The organism is Micrococcus sp. H39-S4, from assembly GCF_027158145.1.
Classification (GTDB): Bacteria; Actinomycetota; Actinomycetes; order Actinomycetales; family Micrococcaceae; genus Micrococcus; species Micrococcus luteus.
The window spans coordinates 17762-34654 of record NZ_JAPVLT010000009.1 but is presented as its reverse complement, the minus strand read 5'-3'; the positions used below and the strand labels follow the sequence as shown (position 1 = coordinate 34654).

Sequence of the window (16893 nt, the reverse complement as noted above, 5' to 3'; positions counted from 1 at the left end):
CGTCATGTCGGCGCGCCTCTGCCACGCGCGCCGCCGCGGAGGTCAGCGCCCCGGAACCACGAAGTGCGTCAGGGCGGCGTCGCGGCCGTCGAGCTCGGCCCACGGCTTCTCCACCCGGAACACCTGCATCCCGAGCGTCGGGTAGTGCTCGCTCATGCGCAGCGCCGCGTCCTGGTCCGAGTCCAGGCTCATCAGCCGCATGCCCAGCTCCTGCACCCACGGCATGTGGCCCACCACCAGCAGCCGTCGCGTGGTCTCCTCCGTCTCGTTGACGACGGCCAGGGCCCGCGCCGCGTCGGCGCCGTAGAGCCGCGGGTCCAGGTAGGGCGTGGGTGCCAGCTCGCCCAGGCGCTCGCACACCCACACGCACGTCTGACGGGTGCGCAGCGCATCGGAGCACACGACGGCGTCCGGGACGAGGTCGTGCTCGCGGAGCCAGTCGCCGGCGGCGGGCGCCTGGGCGTGGCCTCGCTCGGCGAGCGGGCGGGCATGGTCGTCGGCCGCGTCGGGCCAGCCGGCCTTGGCGTGCCGGAGGACGATCAGGGTCTTCGCGTCGGCGGTGCTCATGCGGCCAGGCTACGGCGACGGCCCCCGCTCGGGTGAGCGGGGGCCGTCGTCGGACACGGGCGGGCGCGGGTCAGATGCTGTACTCCGGCGCCGCCCACACGACCACCTCGGGGTGGCGGTAGAAGCGGTAGCCCTGGCCGCGCACGGTGCGCACGGTGTTCGCGAGGCGGCCGAGCTTGGCGCGCAGGCGGCGGATGTGCACGTCGATGGTGCGCTCGTTGGGCACCTCGTCGGCGTTGCGCCACAGGGCGTCGAGCAGCTCCTCGCGGCCGACGGTGCGCTCGCCGTTCTCCACGAGGTAGTTCAGGAGCTCGAACTCCTTGAAGGTGAGGTTCAGCGACTCACCGTCCAGCTGCACCTCGCGCCGGGACAGGTCGATCAGCACACCGGGCTGGCGCGTGGACACGGGGGCCGGCGCCTGCGCCAGGTCGGGACGGGTGCCGCCCTGCACGGTCGGGTCGCCGAGCACCTGGCGCACGACCTCGATGTCGCGGCCCTCCGCGCCGGCGGGGGCCAGGGCGACGGCGGCGTGCGACTCCGCCCCGGGGACGAGGGACTCCACGTAGTGGCGCAGCTCATTGGCCAGCCGCGTGAGGGAGGTGCCGGCGGCCGAGGCGGCCAGCTCGTCCATGCCCACGTAGATGACGAACCCACGGGCCTCGTTCTCCCGGGCCACCGCCTGGGGACCCGGGATGCCGTTCGGCGCCAGGACCGGCGTCGGCGCCGTCTGGGAGTCGGGGGCGTCGGTGCCACCGGCCAGGCGCAGGCCTGCGCGGGCCTGGCCTCGGCGGGACATGCCGTCGGCCCGGCGCTGCGCGTTGCGGACGGAGATGTGCACGTATCCGGCGGACTGACCCATGGCCACCACTCCTCTTTCGGCTCATGGCCCCTCCACCGCTCGGTCGGTGCGGCGGACGAGGCGTCACATGACAAGAATGTGACTTCACCGAGGGGACTGGCAAGTAACGTTCGCACTTTTGTCTCATTATTTGAGAAGAAGAGTCCTGAATGTGCTCAACATCACTATTCGCGGATCGGAATAGCGTCGCGAGGACGGTCGGCTCGCCCGCGTGACTCTTTCATTGTTCAACACGGCAGGACGCGCCACAGGACGAGTGATTATGCGGAATATTTATGCAGGCGACTTCCAGGCATTCCATATGACGCGATGATGACGGGTCACAGCGGGCCATGACGTCCACTAAATGGACGACACATTCGCGGCTCCGCTTGACGTCCCCGCCGGAGACGCTCCCGTGAGACGACCACGGTCCCCGCCCGGTGGGGGCGGGGACCGTGGTCGTCTCGCGGCGGACGCGGAGGTCCGATCAGGTCATTCCGCCAGGCCGTAGAGCCGGTCGCCGGCGTCACCGAGGCCGGGGACGATGTAGGACCGCTCGTCCAGGCGCTCGTCGACGGCGGCCAGGTACAGGTCCACCTCGACGTCGCCCAGCGAGGCCTCCAACCGCTCGATGCCCTCGGGCGCTCCGAGCAGGCAGAGGCAGGTGACCCGCGCCGCGCCGCGCTGGTAGAGGAAGCGGATGGCCTCGATCAGCGTGCCTCCCGTGGCCAGCATGGGGTCCAGGACGAACACGTGACGCCCGGACAGGTCGGCCGGCAGCCGCTCCGCGTAGGTGACGATGTCCAGCGTCTCCTCGTTGCGGGCCATGCCGAGGAACCCGACCTCGGCGGACGGCGCCATCTTGGTCATCCCCTCCAGCATCCCGAGTCCCGCGCGCAGGATCGGCACGACCAGCGGACGCGGGCGGGCCAGGCGGAAGCCGGTGGTCGCGGTCACCGGGGTCTCGATCCGCACCTCCTCCATGGCCACGTCGCGCGTCGCCTCGTAGGCGAGCAGCATCACGAGCTCCTCCGTGAGCTGCCGGAAGATCATGGACGGGGTCTTCTTGTCCCGCAGGACGCTGAGCTTGTGGGCCACGAGCGGGTGGTCGACGATGTGGACGCGCATGGCGCCCACGGTACCGCCCACGCGTGCCCCTCCGCCCGTCCCCGTGCCCGCGGGGGCGCCGACACCGCCGCTAGGCTGGCCGCGTGTCCGCCCCCGTCCCCTCCCCCGCGCCCACGGCCGAGCAGGAGCACGTGTGGATGGGCCTGGCCCTCCGGGCCGCCCGCGCGGCCGGAGCGGCCGGCGACGTGCCGATCGGTGCCGCCCTCGTGGCCGGCGACGGGACCGTCCTGGCCGTCGTCGGGAACGAGCGCGAGCAGCACCACGACCCCACCGCCCACGCCGAGGTCCTCGCTCTGCGCCGCGGGGCGGAGCTGCGGGCCGCCGCCGGGGCGGGCGACGGCTGGCGCCTGACGGACTGCACCCTCGTGGTGACCCTCGAGCCCTGCCCCATGTGCGCCGGTGCGCTGCTGCTGGCCCGCATCCCGCGCGTCGTATTCGGGGCGTGGGACCCGAAGGCGGGCGCGTGCGGCTCGGTGCTGGACGTGGTCCGCGACCCCCGCTTCAACCACCAGGTGCAGGTCCGCGCCGGCGTCCGTTCCGAGGAGAGCGCGGCGCTGCTGCGGGGGTTCTTCGCCGCCCAGCGCGACTGAACGCGCCCGTGCCCGACGACGGCGGGCGGCCGGTTTGGGCGCGCCGCCACGGCTCGGGTAGGGTGTTCTGGTCTGGTGACGTGTCCGAGCGGCCGAAGGTGCAGCACTCGAAATGCTGTGTACGGTAACCCCGTACCGTGGGTTCAAATCCCACCGTCACCGCCAGATGTGAAGCCCGGGAGCCCTGCGCTCCCGGGCTTTCGCCATGCCGGGGCGGGTCCGGCCGCCGCCTCAGCGCGGCAGGACGGCGTCCAGGAACGAGGCCACCGCGGACCACGAGATGGAGGCGTGCACGGCGCTGGCCGGCACACCGTTGCGGAGCACCTCCGCGCTGCGGGTCTTCGCGGTCATCATGCCCAGGTCGTGGCCACCCTCGGCCACCGAGTAGAACGCGGTGCGCAGTCCGGCGGCCTCGGCGGCCCGGTACAGCTCGAGGCTCTGCCCCCACGGCACCGTGACGTCCTTGCGCCCGTGGACGACCAGCAGGGGCGGCGAGTCCGGGCGCAGGTGCGCGATCGGGGAGGCCAGCCGGGTCAGGCCGCCCGAGGCCAGGACCGGCACCCCCAGCATGTCCGACTTGGTGCTGCGGTCGTCGAGGTGGCAGTGCTTCAGCCGGTTCGCGCGGTTGTAGTCCGCGCACGCGCCCGGGAGCATCTGGCGGTTCATCGTCAGGAAGTCCGTGGGGCCGAAGAAGTCCACGATCGCGTGGACGCGGTCCTCCTCCGGGATCGCGTGGCCGCCGTCGGGCACCTCCCGGCCGGGCAGCGGCACCTGCTCGCGGTCCAGGTCCTGTCCGCCCGTGAGGCCGGCCATGAGGGCGTTCCAGCCGCCCGACGACGAGCCGGCCACGGCCACCCGCCCCGCGTCCAGCTGCAGGCCCGGGGCGTTGCGCCGCACCCAGCGGACCGCCGCCGTCGCGTCCTCCACCTGGGCGGGGAACGTGCCCTGTTTGGAGCTGCGCACCGAGAACGCGGCGACGGCGTAGCCGTGCGGGACCAGGCCGCGGGCGACGTCGACACCGTCGCTGTAGCCGCGATCGCTGCGCCAGCCGGAGCCCGCGTTCCACACGAGGACCGGGAACGGGCCCTGGCCCGGCGGCCGGTGCACGTCGATGCGTCCGGCGCGCCCGGGCAGGGCCGCGTACGTGTGCCCGGTGGAGCTGCGCATGCCGTATAGGGCCGGCGCGTTGGCGCCCAGCGGCCCGGCGGTCGCGCCGGCCAGGTCGGTGACGACGGCCACCCCGCCCACCGCGAGGGCGCCGACCCCGAGGCCGAGCGCGGCGCGGCGGGACACCCGCGGGGACCGTGCGGTCGACGTCATGGGCCCCCTTCCGGTGCGGAGCCAGGCACCCCGCCCCGGCGAGCGTAACCGAGCGGCGGGGGCCGACCCCCGTACCGTGTCCGCGGCCGGTGCGATCATGGGGCCATGTCTGTTCGGGTGCTGGCCATCGGCAAGAAGCATGAGGCGTGGGTCGTCGACGGGATCGACCGCTACGAGCGGCGCCTCAAGAAGCCCTACGACCTCTCGTGGCGTCTGCTGCCGCACTCCGCGCGGCAGGAGGAGGCGGCGCGCACGGAGGAGTCGGACCGGATCCTGGGCGCGGTCGGCGCGGACGAGCACCTGATCCTGCTGGACGAGCGGGGGACGGCGTTCGACTCGCCGGGTCTGGCGCGGCACCTGCAGAGCCGGTTCGACGTCGGCGCCCCGGTGACGATGGTGATCGGAGGCGCGTACGGGGTGGACGCCCGGGTCCACGCCCGCGCGGACCGCGTCTGGTCCCTGTCCCCGCTCGTCTTCCCGCACCAGCTCGTGCGGCTGATCCTGGCGGAGCAGGTCTACCGAGCCCAGGAGATCTCCGCCGGCCGACCGTACCACCACGCATGAGCGGGCCCGCGGAGACCGCAGCGGGCTCGGCCACGCCCGCGGCCGACGTCGTCCTGGGCCGGTTCACCGAGCCCACGCGCGCCTGGTTCACGGGCGCGTTCGAGGCCCCGACGCCGGCCCAGCTCGGCGCGTGGGACGCGATCTCCTCGGGGCGGCACGCGCTGGTGATCGCGCCGACCGGCTCGGGCAAGACCCTCTCCTCCTTCCTCTGGGCGCTCGACTCGTTCGTGCGCGAGCCCGCCACCGAGGGGACGGCGGCCACCCGCGTCCTCTACGTCTCGCCGCTGAAGGCGCTCGGCGTGGATGTGGAGCGGAACCTGCGGGCCCCGCTGGTGGGCATCACGCAGACCGCCGCGCACCAGGGCAGGCCCGTGCCGCGCGTGCGGGTGGGTGTGCGCTCCGGGGACACCCCGGCGGCCGAGCGGCGGCGCCTGCAGCAGGATCCGCCGGACATCCTCATCACCACGCCCGAGTCGCTGTACCTCATGCTCACCTCGCAGGCCCGAGCGGCGCTGGCCGGGGTCCGCACGGTGATCGTGGACGAGGTGCACGCCGTGGCCGGGACCAAGCGCGGCGCCCACCTGGCCGTCTCCCTCGAGCGCCTGGACGCCCTGCTGGACACGCCGGTGCAGCGGATCGGCCTGTCCGCCACGGTCGAGCCGGCCGCCGAGGTGGCCCGGTTCCTCGGCGGCACGCAGCCGGTGACGGTGGTGCGGCCCGCCTCGGCCAAGCGCTGGGACCTGACGGTCACGGTGCCGGTGCCGGACCTGACGGACCTCTCCTCCCCCGCCGCAGCCCACGACCTGGGGCCCGGCTCCTCGACGGGCGGGCTCGGCGACGAGGGCGCGGTGACGGGCGGGTCCATCTGGCCGCATGTCGAGGAGCGGATCGTGGACCTGGTGGCCGAGCGGCGTTCCACGCTCGTGTTCGCCAACTCCCGGCGCCTGGCCGAGCGCCTCACCGGTCGGCTCAACGAGATCTGGGAGGCCCGCGCCGAGGCGGCCGCCGCGGCCGAGCACCCGGACGCCGTCCCCGGCTTCCGCACACCGGACCCGACCGGCTTCCACGGCCCCGCCCAGGTGGCCGGGCAGACCGGCACCGGATCGGGCACCGTCTCCGACTTCGCCCGCGCCCACCACGGCTCCGTGTCCAAGGAGCAGCGCGCCATCGTCGAGGAGGCGCTGAAGACCGGCCAGATCCGCTGCGTCGTGGCCACGAGCTCGCTCGAGCTGGGCATCGACATGGGCGCGGTGGACCAGGTGATCCAGGTGGAGTCGCCGCCCTCGGTGGCCTCCGGTCTGCAGCGCGTGGGCCGTGCCGGCCACCAGGTGGGCGAGGTCTCCCGGGGCGTGTTCTTCCCCAAGCACCGGGGCGACCTCGTGGACACCGCCGTCGTGGCCGAGCGCATGACGGCCGGGCGCATCGAGTCGCTGCGGATCCCCGCCAACCCGCTGGACATCCTCGCCCAGCAGACCGTGGCCGCCGTCGCCGTCGCGGACCTGGACGCACAGGGGTGGTTCGACCTCGTGCGCCGGTCCGCGCCGTTCGCCACGCTGCCGTTCTCCGCCTACGAGTCCGTGCTCGACCTGCTGGCCGGCCGCTACCCCTCGGACGAGTTCGCCGAGCTGCGCCCGCGCATCCTGTGGGACCGGGAGAACGGCACGCTCGCCGCCCGCCCCGGCGCCCAGCGCCTGGCGGTCACCTCGGGCGGCACCATCCCGGACCGCGGCCTGTTCGGGGTGTTCCTGGCCTCCGACGGCGGCGCGGACGGCACCCCCGGCGGCGCGGCGGCCGGGGACACGGCCGAGTCGGCGGGCACCGCGTCCGCGGGCTCGGCCCGCTCCGGCGGGCGCCGGGTCGGCGAGCTCGACGAGGAGATGGTCTACGAGTCCCGCGTGGGGGACGTCATCCTGCTGGGCGCCACGAGCTGGCGCATCGTGGACATCACCGCGGACCGCGTCCTGGTGCTGCCCGCCTACGGGCAGCCCGGCAAGCTCCCGTTCTGGCGGGGCGACGCCGCGGGCCGGCCGGCGGAGCTGGGCGACGCCGTCGGGCGCTTCCGCCGCGAGCTGGACGCGGACCCCGAGGCCGGCCGCACCCGCCTGGCCGCCGCAGGCCTGGACCCGTGGGCGCAGGACAACCTCCTGGCCTACCTGAAGGACCAGCGCGAGGCCACCGGGGTGCTGCCCACCGAGCAGACGCTCGTGGTGGAGCGGTTCACGGACGAGCTCGGCGACTGGCGCGTGGTGCTGCACTCCCCCTACGGCATGGCGGTGCACGCCCCGTGGGCGCTCGCGGTGGGGGCGCGGCTGGCGCAGCGGTACGGGCTGGAGACCGGCTCGGGCGCGGCGATGGCGGCCGACGACGGGATCGTGCTGCGCATCCCCCTGATGGACGCGGAGCCGCCGGGCGCGGAGCTGTTCGAGTTCACGGCCGAGGAGCTGGACGAGATCGTCACGGCGGAGGTCGGCGGGTCCGCGCTGTTCGCCGCCCGGTTCCGGGAGAACGCGGCCCGGTCCCTGCTGCTGCCGCGCCGTGACCCCGGGCGGCGGACCCCCCTGTGGCAGCAGCGGCAGCGGTCCGCGCAGCTGCTGGACGTGGCACGGAAGCACCCGCGGTTCCCCGTGATCCTGGAGACCGTGCGCGAGGTGCTCCAGGACGTCTACGACCTCTCGGCGCTCAAGGAGCTCGCGGGGCGGGTGTCCTCACGGGCCGTCCGGCTCGTGGAGGTCACGACGACGGCACCCTCGCCGTTCAGCCAGTCCATCCTGTTCGGCTACATCGCCCAGTTCATCTACGAGGGCGACTCCCCGCTGGCCGAGCGCCGCGCCGCCGCGCTCTCCCTCGACCCCGCGCTGCTGTCCGAGCTGCTGGGCACGGAGGAGCTGCGCGAGCTGCTCGACGCCGAGGTCATCGCGGAGGTCGAGGCCCAGCTGCAGCGGCTCGCGCCCGACCGGCGCGCCCGCGGGGTCGAGGGCGTGGCGGACCTGCTGCGCCTGCTGGGACCGCTGTCCGTCGCCGAGGCCGCGCGGCGCACACGGGCCGAGGGGGAGGCGGAGGAGGCCGCGGACGAGGACGCCGTCGCCGGGATGCTGGCGGAGCTCGAGCGCGCCGGCCGCGCGTTCCGCCTGCGCCAGGACGGGGTCGAGCGGTTCGCCGCCGTCGAGGACGCCGCCCGCCTGCGGGACGCGCTCGGCACGCCGATCCCGCACGGAGTGCCCACCGCATTCCTCGACCCGGTCGACGACCCGCTCGGGGACCTCGTGGGCCGCTACGCCCGCACCCACGGCCCCTTCACCGCCGCCGAGGCGGGGGCTGCGCTGGGGCTGGGGGGCGCCGTCGTGCTCTCGGTGCTGCAGCGCCTGGCCACCGAGCGCCGCGTGAGCACGGGCGCGTTCCGGCCGGAGGGCACCCCCGGAGCCACCGGCCTGGACGCCGAGTGGTGCGACGCCGAGGTGCTGCGGCGGATCCGCATGCGCTCCCTCGCCGCGCTGCGCGCCGAGGTCGAGCCGGTGGACCAGGCCGCCTACGCCCGGTTCCTCGCCGACTGGCAGCACCTGCGGCCGCGGACGGGGCGCGACGGGGCCTGGCGGCCGCCGGCCACGCTCGAGGGCGTGGACGGGGTGGCCACCGTCCTGGACCAGCTGGCCGGCACGCCCCTGCCCGCGAGCGCGTGGGAATCCCTCGTGCTGCCCGCCCGCGTGCGGGACTACGCCCCCGCCCTGCTCGACGAGCTGCTGGCCACGGGCGAGTACGTGTGGTCGGGCGTCGGGGAGGCCACCGGCAACGACGGCTGGGTGGCCCTGCACCCCGCCGACGCCGTGGACCTCACGCTGCGCCTGCCCGAGCCCGCGGAGGAGACGCCGGCCGACGCCGCCCTGCGCGCGGCCGTGCTCGAGGTGCTCGCCGGCGGCGGGGCCTGGTTCTTCCCCCAGCTCGTGGAGCGGGTGCGGGCGGTGCAGGCGGCGGGCGGCGACGCGGGTGGCGCAGGCCGGGCGGTCGGCCCCGACCCGCACCGCGACCCGGCCGACCTGGCCCGCGGCCCCGCGGTGCTGGCCGCGCTGTGGGGCCTGGTGTGGGACGGCCGGGTCGGCAACGACACGTTCGCCCCCGTCCGCGGCCTGCTCTCGCTCGGCAAGACCGCGCACCGCACCGGCCGACAGACGCCGCGGGCCCGCACCGCGCGGACGGGCGGGGCCGCGGGGGCGGCGGCCGGGCGCGGGCTCGGCGGGCGGCTGGCCGGGGTGCGCGGGCGGGGCCGGTACGCGGGGCTCACCTCGCCCGAGGGCGGCGCCCGGGGCTCGGCCGGCCTCACGGCGGGGACCGTCGGGCTCTCGGCCGCCGAGCAGGCCCGCTCGGCCGGCCGCTGGTCCCTGCTGCCCGCCGCCGAGCAGGACCCCACGATCCGCGCCCACGCGACCGCCGAGCTGCTGCTGGACCGGTACGGCGTGATCACGCGCGGCTCCGTGGTGGCCGAGGAGGTCCCCGGCGGATTCGCGGGGCAGTACCGGCTGCTCACCCGGATGGAGGACGCGGGCCAGGTGCGCCGCGGCCACTTCGTCGACGGGCTGGGCGGCGCGCAGTTCTCCACCGGCGCCGTCGTGGACCGGCTGCGCGGGTTCCAGCGGGACGAGGAGGACGCCGCCGTCGACACCGCCCCGCTCGCGCTCGCCCTGGCCGCGACGGATCCGGCGAATCCCTACGGCGCCGCGCTGGACTGGCCGTCCGTGCCGGCCGGGCCGGACGGCGTCGTGCCCACGGGCCATCGCCCGGGCCGGAAGGCGGGCGCCGTCGTCGTGCTGATCGCGGGGCGGCTGGCGCTCTACATGGAGCGCGGCGGGCGCACGCTGCTCGCGTTCACGGAGGATCCGGGCGAGCTGCGGGCCGCGGCGGAGGCGCTCGTGTGGGCGCTGCGCACCGGCCGCACCGAGCGGTTGAGCCTGGAGAAGGTCAACGGCGGGCCCGTGCTCGGCACGCCGCTGGCCGAGGCGCTGCTGGCCGCGGGGTTCTACTCGAGCCCATCGGGCATTCGGTTCCGGAACTGAGAACCCACGCCCGTCCGCCCGTCCGCAACGCGGGTTGAGTTGTCACGGGTCCCGCCGTCGGACACCCGCGACAACTCAACCCGCGTTGCCCGGGGTGGCCCTGTCGCGGAGGCGGGGCCCGGGGGTAGGTTCGGCCCATGAGCATCGACGCCGCCCCGCCCGAGGACGTGGGCACCGCCCCCACGGGCACGTCCCCCGCCCCCGAGGCCCTGGAGGACTCCCTGCCGCACCCCTCGGACCCTTCCGTCACCCCGTTCCTCCTGTTCGAGGGTGACGCCGGTGCGGCCATGGACGCCTACCTCACCGCGTTCGTGGAGCACCTGCCGGTCACCGAGGTCCGCCGCGACCTCTTCGACGAATCCTCCCCGCGCGGCGCCGCTTGGGCGGGCAAGGTCCTGCACGGCGAGCTCGAGATCGCCGGCCAGCGGCTGCGCTTCTTCGACTCCTTCACCCCGCACGGGTTCACGTTCACCCCGGCCATCAGCCTGTTCGTCGAGCTGCCGGACGCCACCGCGGTGGACGCCATCCACGACGCGCTCCTCGCCGGCGGCGGCCGTGACTGCATGCCGCCCGACGACGACGGCTTCTCCCGCCGCTTCGCATGGGTCGGGGACCGCTTCGGCGTGACCTGGCAGCTCAACGCGGCCTGAGCCGGTGACGGCCCGTGCCTGAAGGCGACTCCCTCGTCCGCGTCGCGCACCGGCTCCGCCCCGTGCTCGAGGGCCGGGTCCTGACGCACGCGGATCTGCGCGTGCCCCGCCACGCCACCGCGGACCTGACCGGCTGGACGGTGGCCGAGGTCCTGCCGCGCGCCAAGTACCTGCTGATGCGGCTGACCCCGCCCACGGCCCGCCCCGGGGCCCGTCCGCTCACCCTGATCTCGCACCTGAAGATGGAGGGCCGCTGGCTCGTCTCGGCCATCGACGCCCGGTGGGGCGCCCCCGCCTGGCAGGTGCGGGCGGTGCTGGAGACGGCGGAGCACCGCGTGCTCGGCGCCCAGCTGGGCCTGCTCACCCTCGTGCCCACCGCCGACGAGGCCGCCGTCCTCGGCCACCTCGGCCCCGACCTGCTGGACCCGGCCTGGGACACGCCCGACGACGGCGCCGCGCTGCTCGCCGAGGGCGTGCGGCGGCTCACGGCCCGGCCCGAGCGGCCGGTCGGCCTGGCCCTGCTCGACCAGCGGCTCGTCTCCGGGATCGGCAACATCTACCGCTGCGAGACCCTCCTGCTGGCCGGTATCGACCCGCACCGGCCGATCGGCGAGGTCGAGGACGTCGCCGGACTCGTGCTGCTCGCCCGGGACCTGCTGCGCGCCAACGTCCCGCCCGCCGCCCCCGCCGCGGGCGCCCGGCGCCGGACCACGGGCGTGCGTCCGAACCCGGCGCGACCCTTCGGGGTCGAGGTGCTGGTCCCGGCCGGTCCGTCACCCGACACGGCACCCGGCCGGACGCCCGGCGCGCGTGGCGGGGGGACGCCGTCGTACTGGGTCTACGGGCACGACCGCACCCCGTGCCTGCGCTGCCGCGGCCCCGTCCGCCAGGAGGACTACGGCTCCCCCGAGGACGATGCGCGGCGGCTGTGGTGGTGCCCGCACTGCCAGCGCTGAGCCGGACGCGCCCCAACGGTGGCCGCGTGTCGTCCCCGTTCCCTACGCTGAACCCGCCCCCGACCCGAGGAGAAGTCATGGCCGACCCGTTCCCGAAGGACCCGGAGGGCGCCGTCGTCGCGCTCGTGCTGGCCGGCGGCACCGGCGGCCGCCTCATGCCGCTCACCGCGGCCCGCGCCAAGCCGATGGTGCCGCTGGCGGGCCAGTACCGGCTGATCGACGTCGTCCTGTCCAACCTGGCCCACTCGCGCCTGCGGGACGTGTGGGTCGTGGAGCAGTACCGCCCCTTCACGCTCAACCAGCACCTGGCCGGCGGCCGGCCGTGGGATCTCGACGGCACCCGCCACGGCCTGCGGCTCCTGCCCCCCGCGCAGGGCCGCGCCGAGGAGGGCTTCGCCCGCGGCAACGGCCACGCGATCGCCCAGCAGCTGCCGCTGCTGGAGCAGTTCGGCGCCGAGACCGTCGTCGTGCTCTCCGCCGATCACCTGTACCAGCTGGACCTGCGCCCCGTGCTGGCCGAGCACACCCGCTCCGGCGCCGAGCTCACCGTGGTCACCACCGAGACGGACGAGGACCCCTCGCGCTTCGGCGTCGTCCAGGTGGACGACGACGGCGCCGTGACCGACTACGCCTACAAGCCGGAGGACCCGGCGGGCACGCTCGTGGCCACCGAGGTGTTCGTGTTCGACGTCGCCGCGCTCTCCGAGGTGGTCGGCGACCTCGTGGCGGGCGAGGACGAGGCGGCCACCAAGGACGAGGGCGAGACCGATGAGGACGGCGACCCCGTGGGCTCCTCCCTCGGCGACTACGGGGAGAGCATCATCCCGGCGTTCGTGGCGCGGGGGCGCGTGCGGGAGCACCGCCTCGTCGGGTACTGGCGGGACATCGGCACCCTGGACGCGTACGTCCGCGCCCACCGGGAGATCCTCGACGGCACCGGCCTGGACGTCGCTGCCGAAGGCTGGCCGCTGCTGACCAATCCGCACGCCGCTCCGCCGGCCTGGGTCGCCCCCGAGGCGACCGTCACCGGCTCCCTGCTCAGCCCCGGCTGCCGGATCGCGGGCGAGGTGACCGACTCGGTCGTGGGCCCCAGCGTGGTGGTCGAGGCCGGCGCCGTGGTGCGCGGGAGCATCCTGCTGGGCGAGTGCACGGTGCCCTCGGGCGCGGTGCTGGACACGGTGATCGCCGACGTCGGCGCCGCCATCCCGGCCGAGGGCGCCACGGGGCGCGCGGAGCCGGCCGACGAGGTCGTGGTCCTCGAGCCGGGCGAGCGCGGGCCCGCCTCCTCGGACGAGACCACCGGTTCGGGCGCCCCCGTCAGGGACTGATCGGCCGCGCCCTCCGGACCGGCCCGCCGGCCCGGTCTGCGGCGAGCACGGCCAGCTCCAGCATCAGGCGTCCCCGCGGGTCCTGCAGGCTGCACCCCGTCAGCTCCACCAGGCGCTTGGTGCGGTAGATGACGGTGTTGCGGTGGCAGATCAGGTCCTCCGCGGCGAGGGTCGCGGAGCCCGAGCGGCGCAGCAGCGCCCGCAGGGTCTCCATCAGAGTGGCGCGCTGGTCCGCGGGCAGCGCCCGGAGCGGTCCCAGCACCTCCTCCACCAGCAGCGCGGCGACCTCCGGGCTGGACTCCAGCAGCACCTCCGGCAGCCGATGGGAGGCCCAGGCGAGCCGCCGCTCGCCCGGCGGGAGCGTGTGCGCCGCCCGCGTCGCCAGCCGGAACGCCGCCGCCGTCTCGGGGATCCCCTGCCGGGCCCAGGCCACTCCCACCTGGCCCTCGACCAGCGGGCCCAGCGCCTCCGTGAGCCATTCCTCGTCCGTCGAGGGAGGCTCGACGACACCGTAGAGCGCCCCCTCGCGCACAGCCCAGCGGGACGTCGCCCCGAGTCGCCCCATGCGGTCCTCGGGGTGATGGAGCACGTCGCTCCCCGGGTCCTCGGCGAGGGCGACGACGCAGGCGAGGGGGGCGGTCGCCCGGACGCCCAGGATCTCCTCGGCCTGCTCCGCGTAGACGGGGTCCGCGCCCTTCCCCTCCAGCAGCCCGGCCAGGCAGTCCTCCTGACGGCGCAGGTCGCGCAGGGTGAGGCGCGCGGTCTCCCGCCGGTAGGCGGCGCTGAGGACCTCGCCCGTGACGCTCAGGTCCTCCCACAGCCGGCGCCCCGCCTCGAGGAGCTCCTCGGTCGTGATGTCGAGCCTGCCCTCGCGGACCCGCCGTCCCAGCTCCTCCCAGAGCAGCCGGTTGCCCGAGGTGTAGGTGGAGATCACGGTCTCCAGGGGCACCCCCTGGCGGGCGCGCTCGACGCCGGTGGCCCGCCACGTGTCGACCAGGCGCCCTCCCGCGCCCTCCCCGGAGGGCACGCCGGCCAGGCCCCGCAGGCCCCGACGGACGTGCTCCCGCGTGCTACGACGCAGCCTGGCCCGCAGCTCCGGCGTGGACCACGCCCCGCCCTGGTCGCCGCCCAGCGTGGCGGCGGCGATCTCGTCGGCGATCCGGTCGGCGTCCTCCAGCAGCGCCGACCAGGCCTCCCGCAGACGGCGCTCCGCGTCCCCGGACTCCTCGGGGACCCCTGCCTCCTGCACCATGCCGTCCTCCTCGCCGCCCCCGCCGGCGGCGTCCGGCCGGGCGGGACTCGTGTCCTGGCTGCACAACCGACTCTGTGCTCCGTGCCCATAGTGCCACTGTGGCGCCGGTCATACGGTGGGCGGAGACCTCGTCCGCACCCGGACCCATCCCACCCGAGCCCCCCCAGAGGAGCCGACATGAGCGAGACCCGCTCGGGCGTCCTGCCCGACCACGACATCTACCTCCTCGACGACGAGCTGACGGAGGAGCAGCGCGAGGTGCGCGACCGCGTCCGCGCGTTCGTCGACGCCGAGCTCATGCCCGTCATCAACGACTACTGGGAGCGCGCCGAGTTCCCGTTCGAGCTCGTGCCCAAGCTGGCGGAGCTGAACGTGGCGGGCACCGTCATCGAGGGGTACGGCTGCCCCGGCATGAGCCGCATGGCCGGAGCCCTGGTGTCGATGGAGCTGGCCCGCGGGGACGGATCCTTCAACACCTTCTTCGGGGTGCACTCCGGGCTGGCGATGGGCTCGATCAACGCTTTCGGCTCGGACGAGCAGAAGGAGCGCTGGCTGCCCCGGATGGCCCGGATGGAGATGATCGGCGCCTTCGCGCTCACCGAGCCCGACCACGGGTCCGACTCGGTGGCCCTCGAGACCACCGCCCGCCGAGAGGGCGACACCTGGGTGCTCGACGGCGCGAAGCGCTGGATCGGCAACGCCTCCTACGCCCACGTCATCGTCATCTACGCCCGCGACGTGGCCGACGGCCAGGTGAAGGCGTTCGTGCTGGAGCGGGAGCCGGACACGGAGTTCCCCGCCGGCTTCGAGCCGACCGTGATCACCGGCAAGATCGGCAAGCGCGCGATCCTCCAGCCGGACATCGTGATCTCCGGCCTGCGCATCCCCGAGGCGGACCGGCTCCCCGGTTGCTCCTCCTTCAAGGACGTCAACCGCGTCCTGAGCACGACCCGCGGCGGCGTGGCCGTCGAGACGCTCGGCCACGCCGTCGCCGCGTACGAGGCCGCCGTCGCCTACGCCGGGCAGCGCGTCCAGTTCGGCAAGCCGATCGCCGGCCACCAGCTGGTCCAGGGGCAGCTGGCCACCATGCTGGCCGACGTCACCAACATCAAGCTCACGTGCTTCCGCCTCCTGGAGCTGCAGGACCAGGGTCGCCTGACCGGCCCGATGGCCTCGCTCGCGAAGATGTCGGCCGCGCGCCAGGCCCGCCGGGTGACCTCCATGGCCCGGGACATCCTGGGAGGGAACGGGCTGCTGCTGGAGAACCACGTCGCCCGCCATCTGACGGACATGGAGGTCGTCTACACTTACGAGGGCACCGACTCCATGCAGTCGCTGATCGTCGGCCGCGCCATCACCGGCGTGTCGGCCTTCGCCTGAGACCTCCCCGCCCTCTCCCCGCCCCCCTTCCCGAAGGAGCACCACCATGCCTGAAGCCGTCATCGTCTCCGCCGTCCGCTCCCCCATCGGCCGCGCCCGCAAGGGGTCCCTCCGCGACCTGCGCGCCGACGACATGGCCGCCCAGATGGTCACCGCCGCCCTGGACCGGGTCCCCGAGCTGGACCGCGCCGAGGTCGAGGACCTCATCCTGGGCTGCGGCGCCCCCGGCGGGGAGCAGGGCGGCAACCTCGGCCGCGTGGTCGCGGTCTTGGCCGGCCTGCCCTCCGTGCCCGGCACCACCATCACCCGCTTCTGCTCATCCAGCCTGCAGTCCACCCGCATGGCGTTCCACGCCATCCGCGCCGGGGAGGGGGACGTGTTCGTCTCCGCCGGCGTCGAGTCGGCCAGCCGGCTGGACCGCGGCGCCTCCGACGAGGACACCCGCAACCCGGCGTTCCGCTCCGCGTGGGAGCGCTCGGCCCGCCGGGCCGAGGGCGACGCCCCCGTGTGGACGGACCCCGCCGAGGAGGGCGAGCTGCCGGACGTCTACATCGCCATGGGCCAGACGGCTGAGAACGTGGCGCAGCTGCGTGGCGTCTCCCGCCAGGCCCAGGACGAGTACGCCGTGCGCTCCCAGCAGCTCACGGAGAAGTCCCAGGCCTCCGGCTTCTGGGACCGGGAGATCTCCCCGCTCGTCCTGCCCGACGGCATCCGGGTCACCCGGGACGACAGCCCGCGCGCGGGCACCACGCTCGAGGCCGTTTCCCAGCTGAACCCCGTCTTCCGGCCCGACGGCACCGTCACCGCCGGCAACGCCTGCCCCCTCAACGACGGCGCCGCGGCGCTCGTCGTCATGAGCGACACTCGCGCCGCCGAGCTGGGGCTGACCCCGCTCGCCCGGATCGTGTCCACGGGCCTCTCCGCCCTCTCTCCCGAGATCATGGGCCTGGGCCCCGTGGAGGCGTCCCGGCAGGCGCTGGCGCGGGCCGGGATGAGCATCGACGACGTCGACCTCGTGGAGATCAACGAGGCGTTCGCGGCGCAGGTGCTCCCCTCCGCCGAGGACCTGGGGATCCCCCTGGACAAGCTCAACGTCAACGGCGGGGCAATCGCGCTGGGCCATCCCTGGGGTATGACCGGAGCCCGGATCACCGCCACCCTGCTGAACTCGCTGCGCGAGCACGACAAGCACATCGGCCTCGAGACCATGTGCGTCGGCGGCGGCCAGGGCATGGCGATGGTCATCGAGCGCCTGTCCTGAGTCCTTCCCGC

At 75.0% G+C, this 16893-nt stretch carries 13 protein-coding genes and 1 tRNA gene; 9 read left to right on the top strand and 5 right to left on the bottom strand.

What is annotated here, in order from left to right:
• Nucleotides 1-42: 42 nt before the first annotated feature.
• The 3 genes from O3T09_RS09555 to upp all read right to left on the bottom strand — a co-directional run bounded on the left by O3T09_RS09555 (nt 43) and on the right by upp (nt 2536).
• Complete coding sequence (locus tag O3T09_RS09555) at nt 43-567, bottom strand: SixA phosphatase family protein (RefSeq protein ID WP_002854135.1); 525 nt, start codon at nt 565-567, stop codon at nt 43-45.
• A gap of 70 nt (nt 568-637) precedes the next feature.
• Nucleotides 638-1426 carry a winged helix-turn-helix domain-containing protein gene (locus tag O3T09_RS09550; protein WP_036316068.1) on the bottom strand — a complete coding sequence of 263 codons (789 nt, stop codon included), beginning with the start codon at nt 1424-1426 and terminating at the stop codon, nt 638-640.
• A 474-nt stretch (nt 1427-1900) separates the two neighbouring features.
• Entirely contained in the window at nt 1901-2536 is a 636-nt protein-coding gene (upp, locus tag O3T09_RS09545) for a uracil phosphoribosyltransferase (protein WP_069941749.1), read from the bottom strand.
• A gap of 83 nt (nt 2537-2619) precedes the next feature.
• Between upp and O3T09_RS09540 the strand changes: the two genes are divergently transcribed.
• Complete coding sequence (locus tag O3T09_RS09540) at nt 2620-3126, top strand: nucleoside deaminase (protein WP_044659043.1); 507 nt, start codon at nt 2620-2622, stop codon at nt 3124-3126.
• A gap of 74 nt (nt 3127-3200) precedes the next feature.
• Nucleotides 3201-3291 (top strand) — tRNA-Ser (locus O3T09_RS09535).
• 66 nt (nt 3292-3357) lie between these two features.
• Here the strand turns inward: O3T09_RS09535 and O3T09_RS09530 are convergent.
• Nucleotides 3358-4446, bottom strand: coding sequence for an alpha/beta hydrolase (locus O3T09_RS09530; RefSeq protein ID WP_102708780.1), 1089 nt, complete (start codon nt 4444-4446; stop codon nt 3358-3360).
• 105 nt (nt 4447-4551) lie between these two features.
• Here O3T09_RS09530 and O3T09_RS09525 point away from each other — a divergent pair, with 105 nt between their 5' ends.
• From O3T09_RS09525 to O3T09_RS09505, 5 genes are all read left to right on the top strand, one after another.
• The gene (locus O3T09_RS09525) at nt 4552-5010 is read left to right on the top strand and encodes a 23S rRNA (pseudouridine(1915)-N(3))-methyltransferase RlmH (RefSeq protein WP_174232859.1); all 459 of its coding nucleotides are present in this window, start codon (nt 4552-4554) and stop codon (nt 5008-5010) included.
• Nucleotides 5007-10055 (top strand): ATP-dependent helicase, encoded by a 5049-nt coding sequence (locus O3T09_RS09520; protein WP_144825678.1) that lies wholly within the window; start codon nt 5007-5009, stop codon nt 10053-10055. Before O3T09_RS09525 ends, O3T09_RS09520 begins: the two co-directional genes overlap by 4 nt.
• A gap of 137 nt (nt 10056-10192) precedes the next feature.
• On the top strand, nt 10193-10705 hold the full coding sequence (locus O3T09_RS09515; RefSeq protein ID WP_069941965.1) for a VOC family protein: 513 nt from the start codon (nt 10193-10195) through the stop codon (nt 10703-10705).
• Nucleotides 10706-10719: 14 nt separating this feature from the next.
• Nucleotides 10720-11661, top strand: coding sequence for a DNA-formamidopyrimidine glycosylase family protein (locus tag O3T09_RS09510; protein ID WP_044659050.1), 942 nt, complete (start codon nt 10720-10722; stop codon nt 11659-11661).
• A 77-nt stretch (nt 11662-11738) separates the two neighbouring features.
• A complete protein-coding gene (locus O3T09_RS09505; protein WP_044659051.1) occupies nt 11739-12989 on the top strand; it encodes a glucose-1-phosphate adenylyltransferase family protein in 1251 nt (416 codons plus the stop codon).
• On the opposite strand, the gene O3T09_RS09500 is transcribed toward O3T09_RS09505, so the two are convergent.
• Nucleotides 12979-14241, bottom strand: coding sequence for a PucR family transcriptional regulator (locus O3T09_RS09500; protein ID WP_020627988.1), 1263 nt, complete (start codon nt 14239-14241; stop codon nt 12979-12981). The genes O3T09_RS09505 and O3T09_RS09500 overlap by 11 nt on opposite strands.
• A 177-nt stretch (nt 14242-14418) precedes the next feature.
• Here O3T09_RS09500 and O3T09_RS09495 point away from each other — a divergent pair, with 177 nt between their 5' ends.
• Together O3T09_RS09495 and O3T09_RS09490 are read left to right on the top strand one after the other, a co-directional pair.
• Complete coding sequence (locus tag O3T09_RS09495; protein WP_036316076.1) at nt 14419-15621, top strand: acyl-CoA dehydrogenase family protein; 1203 nt, start codon at nt 14419-14421, stop codon at nt 15619-15621.
• A 46-nt stretch (nt 15622-15667) separates the two neighbouring features.
• On the top strand, nt 15668-16882 hold the full coding sequence (locus tag O3T09_RS09490; RefSeq protein WP_020625412.1) for an acetyl-CoA C-acetyltransferase: 1215 nt from the start codon (nt 15668-15670) through the stop codon (nt 16880-16882).
• Nucleotides 16883-16893 lie beyond the last annotated feature (11 nt).

Excerpts from the sequence above, each read along its gene's own strand:
- O3T09_RS09555 (WP_002854135.1), bottom strand. The coding sequence starts at position 567 with ATGAGCACCGCCGACGCGAAGACCCTGATCGTCCTCCGGCACGCCAAG.
- O3T09_RS09550 (WP_036316068.1), bottom strand. The coding sequence starts at position 1,426 with ATGGGTCAGTCCGCCGGATACGTGCACATCTCCGTCCGCAACGCGCAG.
- upp (WP_069941749.1), bottom strand. The coding sequence starts at position 2,536 with ATGCGCGTCCACATCGTCGACCACCCGCTCGTGGCCCACAAGCTCAGC.
- O3T09_RS09530 (WP_102708780.1), bottom strand. The coding sequence starts at position 4,446 with ATGACGTCGACCGCACGGTCCCCGCGGGTGTCCCGCCGCGCCGCGCTC.
- O3T09_RS09525 (WP_174232859.1), top strand. The coding sequence starts at position 4,552 with ATGTCTGTTCGGGTGCTGGCCATCGGCAAGAAGCATGAGGCGTGGGTC.
- O3T09_RS09520 (WP_144825678.1), top strand. The coding sequence starts at position 5,007 with ATGAGCGGGCCCGCGGAGACCGCAGCGGGCTCGGCCACGCCCGCGGCC.
- O3T09_RS09515 (WP_069941965.1), top strand. The coding sequence starts at position 10,193 with ATGAGCATCGACGCCGCCCCGCCCGAGGACGTGGGCACCGCCCCCACG.
- O3T09_RS09505 (WP_044659051.1), top strand. The coding sequence starts at position 11,739 with ATGGCCGACCCGTTCCCGAAGGACCCGGAGGGCGCCGTCGTCGCGCTC.
- O3T09_RS09500 (WP_020627988.1), bottom strand. The coding sequence starts at position 14,241 with ATGGTGCAGGAGGCAGGGGTCCCCGAGGAGTCCGGGGACGCGGAGCGC.
- O3T09_RS09495 (WP_036316076.1), top strand. The coding sequence starts at position 14,419 with ATGAGCGAGACCCGCTCGGGCGTCCTGCCCGACCACGACATCTACCTC.
- O3T09_RS09490 (WP_020625412.1), top strand. The coding sequence starts at position 15,668 with ATGCCTGAAGCCGTCATCGTCTCCGCCGTCCGCTCCCCCATCGGCCGC.